The 4,547-nt window shown below is 68.2% G+C and carries 5 protein-coding genes; all 5 read right to left on the bottom strand.

The features are described 5' to 3' along the window. Positions 1 to 1,181: hypothetical protein (locus AACZ35_RS12705; protein ID WP_339829880.1), on the bottom strand; the 1,181-nt coding region annotated here is incomplete at its 3' end. Further along, positions 1,181 to 2,296, bottom strand: a complete 1,116-nt coding sequence (locus AACZ35_RS12710) for a hypothetical protein (RefSeq protein ID WP_339829882.1) — start codon at positions 2,294 to 2,296, stop codon at positions 1,181 to 1,183. The genes AACZ35_RS12705 and AACZ35_RS12710, both read right to left, overlap by 1 nt. Before the next feature lie 9 nt (positions 2,297 to 2,305). After that, positions 2,306 to 2,800 (bottom strand): hypothetical protein, encoded by a 495-nt coding sequence (locus AACZ35_RS12715; RefSeq protein WP_339829884.1) that lies wholly within the window; start codon positions 2,798 to 2,800, stop codon positions 2,306 to 2,308. 20 nt (positions 2,801 to 2,820) lie between these two features. Beyond that, entirely contained in the window at positions 2,821 to 3,237 is a 417-nt protein-coding gene (locus AACZ35_RS12720) for a hypothetical protein (RefSeq protein ID WP_339829886.1), read from the bottom strand. A 24-nt stretch (positions 3,238 to 3,261) separates the two neighbouring features. Continuing rightward, positions 3,262 to 4,547, bottom strand: a 1,286-nt coding sequence (locus AACZ35_RS12725) for a hypothetical protein (RefSeq protein ID WP_339829888.1), incomplete at its 5' end; no start/stop codon positions are given.

Consider the following 4,547-nt stretch of genomic DNA (forward strand, 5'->3'; position numbering starts at 1 on the left):
CTGATGCGCGAGGCCTTGCCGCCGGCGATGCGCTGCATGGCCGTGCGCAGGAAGGCGTTGATTGGCTCGCCAGCGTCGGTGTCGGCATCGTGGCGGTAGAGACCCGCGGCGCCGGCGGCGTAGAGCTTGCCGTTGAACCAGGCCAGGGAGTTGTAGTCGAACGCGTCGTATTCGGTGATGCCCTTGGTGGCCGCGTTCATGGACAGGCCGACGTAGGGTACCCCGTCGAAGTCGAAGGCCACGGCGAGCGGCAGGTTCTCTTCGGCGATCGCCAGGCGGCTGGCCAGGGCCTCAGCGACGCTCTCGGTCGCCATGGTCTCCGGCACCAGCACCGTCACGACCGCCAGGGCCTGCACCGATTCAGAGAACACCGCGCTCGTGATCACCGACTCCAGTGCACTGACCAGGCCCTCGACGGTCTCCGCCAGCGCCGCCGTGTCCTCAGCGTCAGCGTCCTGGACGCTGGCCACGGCCGTGGCCAGGGCCACGATGTCTGAGAGCACCGCCATGGCCGCCACCGAGCCCTGAGCGGCGCCGGCGAGCTGCAGGGCGTCGACCAGGGCGATGGTCTTGACCGGGTCGCCGGCGACGACGTCGGCAAATGCCGCCGTGTCCACCGCCAGCGCCTCGAGCACCAGGGTCAGCTTGGTCTTGATGCTCAGGCTCTCGCCCTGCGCGATCACCCGGTTGACCATGGTCAGGGCTTCGGAGCGGCCGACGATGGCCTCGAGCACCGACAGCACCTCCTGCACCGAGGTGCTGGTGGTGCCGAGCATGGCCTCCTCGACCTCGACGAATGGCTCGTCGCCGATCGGGATCATGCCCAGGGGGGCAGTGGCGGCGATAGTCAGCGGGATGACCACCTCGCCCACCGTGTCGACGTCCACGTAGGAACTCACCGTGATGGGCAGCTCGAGCTCGACCTCGCACGCGCCGGGGTTGCTGGCCAGCGTGTAACCCATTTCCAGCAGGATTTCGCAGTAGGCCTGGATGGTGTCGACCTCCGGGGCTTCGACGCCGGTGCCCGACGCCATGACCAGCGGAATCTCGCAGTAGGCGAACACCAGGTCGGCGTCGCCATCGGCCACCACCGAATTGATGATGATCGCGAGCTCGAGGCTAGCGTCGATCGCGTCGGTGTAGGCGTCGCCCAGCGACTCGAAAGTGATGGTGTCGGGCATCAGTAGACTCCGTCGCCGCCGAAGTACAGGGCGGACCCGACGCACAGGGGCCCGGCGCTCAAGCGCTGGGGTTCGTAAACGAGGGTGTCGTTGACCTTGAAGGCGATGGCGCCGTTGATGCGCTCGATCACGAACACCGCGTCAGCCGCGGCCTGGGCGAAGGACGTCATGCGCTGGCCGTTTTCGGCGACATAGTACCGAAAGCCGCCGCCGGCGGGCTGGTCGAAGCGGAAGGCGAACTCGATGCCGTTCACGTCCACCACGCTCGGGCGCGGCGAGGCGGTCAGGCCCACGGCCAGGGCGGCGGTCACCACCGGCGTGAAGCTCACCCGGCAGTCGCCATCGAAGGCGTCGATGCTGGTGGCGCCGCTGTTCCAGCCCGGGTTGCCGTCCAGGTGGTACTGCGCCGCCTGGCCCGGCGTCGCTGACCTGCCCGGGAAGTTGGCCAGCACCACCACGCGGGCAGGGTTGTATTGCGTGCTGTCGCGCTGGGTGCACAGCGCCGGCAGCGGGTCGGAGCCGACCGGCAGGCGCAGCAGCACGCCGCGAAAATCCTTCCAGTAGTTGCCCCAGACACGCTCGACCCCTTCCGCCGTGGGCACGTCGAAGTAGCCGCGGAACATGCCCTCGCCCGTCGGGTAGCCATAGGCCCCTTCGGTGGCGACATCGGGGAAAGTCACGTACTCCATGAAATCCAGCGGCGCCCAGAACTTCGGGTCGACCAGCTCGGGCTCGCCGGCGGCCGGCACCCAGACCCGGTAGCCGATCAGGTCGTCGCCCTCGTACACCGGCGTGGCCTGCTCGAAAGAAATGGAGTTGACCCCCAGGCTGTCGAGGTAGTCCGTGAACTCGGCCAGGGTCATGAACTCGTAGCTGCTCTCGCCCGACGTGGTGAACTCCTGCGGCTGGTAGAGCTGGGTTGGCCACGTGTTGAAGGTGGCCGCCGAGTTGGGCAGCAGGGTCTCGCCGTCCAGGGTGTAGGCCTTATAGCGCCAGCCCAGTGGGAGCGGCGGCGCGTACATGCGGAACGGCACCGGCCCGATTGCGGGCTGGGCCGGCACCGCCGGCGACACGAGCGTGCGCTCGGTGTCCTTGACCAGGGACAGGTCGGTCACGGGCGTGCCTTAGGAGACCGCGCCGATGCGCACGCCGAAGCTGTCGATGTTCACCAGCGCGCTGTTGGTTCGCGTCGGATTGGTCATCTTCATGGGTGCCGAGCTCGCAAGGTCGCCGATGGTGCCCTGCAGGCGGTATCCCGTGGTGGCATTGGCGGCCGCGCGGCCGTCGTCGCCGGAGGCGCAGAAGCGGAAGAACGTGGCCAGCAGCGTGGGTTCGGCATCCTCGGCGCCGTCGAACGCCGCGGTTTCCTGCCACGACTCGGCGGCCGCCTTGCTCAGCAGGCCGGCGGACGGCGCATCGAACGTGATGCCCGTGAGCCCGTCACCGCTCTCGGTGATTTCGACGATTTCGGTGTGGTCGGTGACCATGTCCAGCGCCTCGTCTGCGGTGGCAGGCACCGGACCGGCGAAGATGAAAAGCCGCCCACCATCGAGCTGGCTCTTGAGACCCAGGGCATTGGCCAGCGCATTGGCGGTGGCAGTGGAAACTTTCACGGTCATCGGGGTATCTCCGGGGGTGGTCAGGAACCGAACTCAGCCGTGACCGTGCCGGTGGCAACGGTCCCGCCAGGCGGATTGAAGTCGACCAGCACGTCGACAGGCGTGTTGAAGGGGATGCCGGCGCTGTTGAGGTCCGAGTCGGTAAACAGGAAGCACTCGGTGTCGCTGCCGCCGCCGGGATCCGTTCCGTAGCCGGTGGCCTGGTAGTAGCCCACGACCGGCGGATTCACCGGCACCAGCGTTTCGCCGGACAGGTAGCCAGTGAGGTTGACGTTTGCCGCCGCAGTGAGCGCGGCGTCGATCAAGTTGGTGCCCGCGCCAAACCACGAGGAGCGGAACAGAAAAAAGCCGCCGCCCGACCCGACGTTGTAGCTGTTGAACTCCGGGTCGCCAGGCGGCTCGACGCCCAGGTCGCAAACCTGCGTGGCTGCGACCATGTCTTGCCAGAAGCACGCCATCGGTCAGGCCCCCTGGGGTTGTTCGAGGTTGACCTTCCCCAGCACCCACAGCGGGTGATAGCGCTGCCCTGCCCCGCCGATGCCCGTCAGGTTCGACAAGGTCTCGTTGGTGGCCAGGGAGAAGGTGGTGTTGAGGCTGCTCAAGTCCAGGCCGATGCTCAGCAGCACGATGGGCTCCGCGCCTTCCGCCTGCTCGACCGCGCCGGACACGACGGGGTAATGCCCGTCCTCGTCCTGCTGGCTGCCAGCGAAGCCGCCGCTCGCAAGCGAGCCGATGGGCTGTGGTCCGCCGCTGCTCACGCTCGAGTAGCTGCCGAAGTAGCAGGTTCCCGGGTAGACCAGGTTGGCCAGGCCGCTGTTCATGCCGATGAAGCCGGCGCGCATCCGCCAGGTGTCCGGCTCCTCGTCGGGCGGCACGTCAGCCACGTCCTCGATCGACTGGAAGAGCCCGTACAGGAACCAGCTCGGGGCGATGGCCTGGCCGGCCAGGCCAGCCATCAGCTCCATGTTGTCGATCGCACGGCGCACCAGACCGAAGTTGGGCAGCGGCGGCGTGGCCAGCGTGGTGCGGTTGACCTGCACGCCCTTCACCCAGGTCTCGATCCAGACCTCGCCGACCGTGGCGCCGGCGGCGCTGCCGGTCTCGTAGTCGAAGGTGCGGCTATCGCCCAGGAGCACGATCACCTGGTCGCGCGGGCTGGCGTAGAGCACCCAGCGCTGGGTGGCCACGATGGTCGTGCCTGTGCGCACCACCTGCAGCGTGGGCAGCTCCTGCCCGTCAAAGCCGATGTAGGGGACCATGTCGGCGGCCAGGCGCACGGTGTAGCTGGCCAGGGTGTCGCCGGCGTAGTCCGTGCACAGCGGCACCGCGGCGCCGCCTGACACCACCGAGAAGGTCTCGTTGAGGGTCGTGCCGTCCGGGCTCAGGGCCACGCGCCGGCGCACCGAGCCGGTGGCCGGGAAGAACTCGTCGGGAACCTCGTCCTCCGGGTCGGGCGGGTCGATCGGCGGGTAATCGCCGGTGGCCAGCAGCCGGGCGGCCCACCAGGGGTTGGCAGTGGTGCCAGTCGGCAGGATCTGGTGGCAGACCATTTCCGTGCCGGACTGATTGAAGAACCAAACGTCCGTGTGCCCCACCGACAGCGTGGCCAGCTTCTGCCGCGAACCGCGCTTGATGCGGTAGCGCTTCACCCCTTCGGGCGTGGTCTCTTGGACCAGGCGGTAGCGGTGCAGCCCACCGTCGGTTTGGATGGCCAGCGGGTAGTCGTAGGCGACGTCGGTGCCCGGCG

This window comes from uncultured Arenimonas sp. (assembly GCF_963976025.1).
In the GTDB taxonomy this organism is placed as follows: Bacteria; Pseudomonadota; Gammaproteobacteria; order Xanthomonadales; family Xanthomonadaceae; genus Arenimonas.

Excerpts from the sequence above, each read along its gene's own strand:
- AACZ35_RS12715 (WP_339829884.1), bottom strand. The coding sequence starts at position 2,800 with ATGACCGTGAAAGTTTCCACTGCCACCGCCAATGCGCTGGCCAATGCC.
- AACZ35_RS12720 (WP_339829886.1), bottom strand. The coding sequence starts at position 3,237 with ATGGTCGCAGCCACGCAGGTTTGCGACCTGGGCGTCGAGCCGCCTGGC.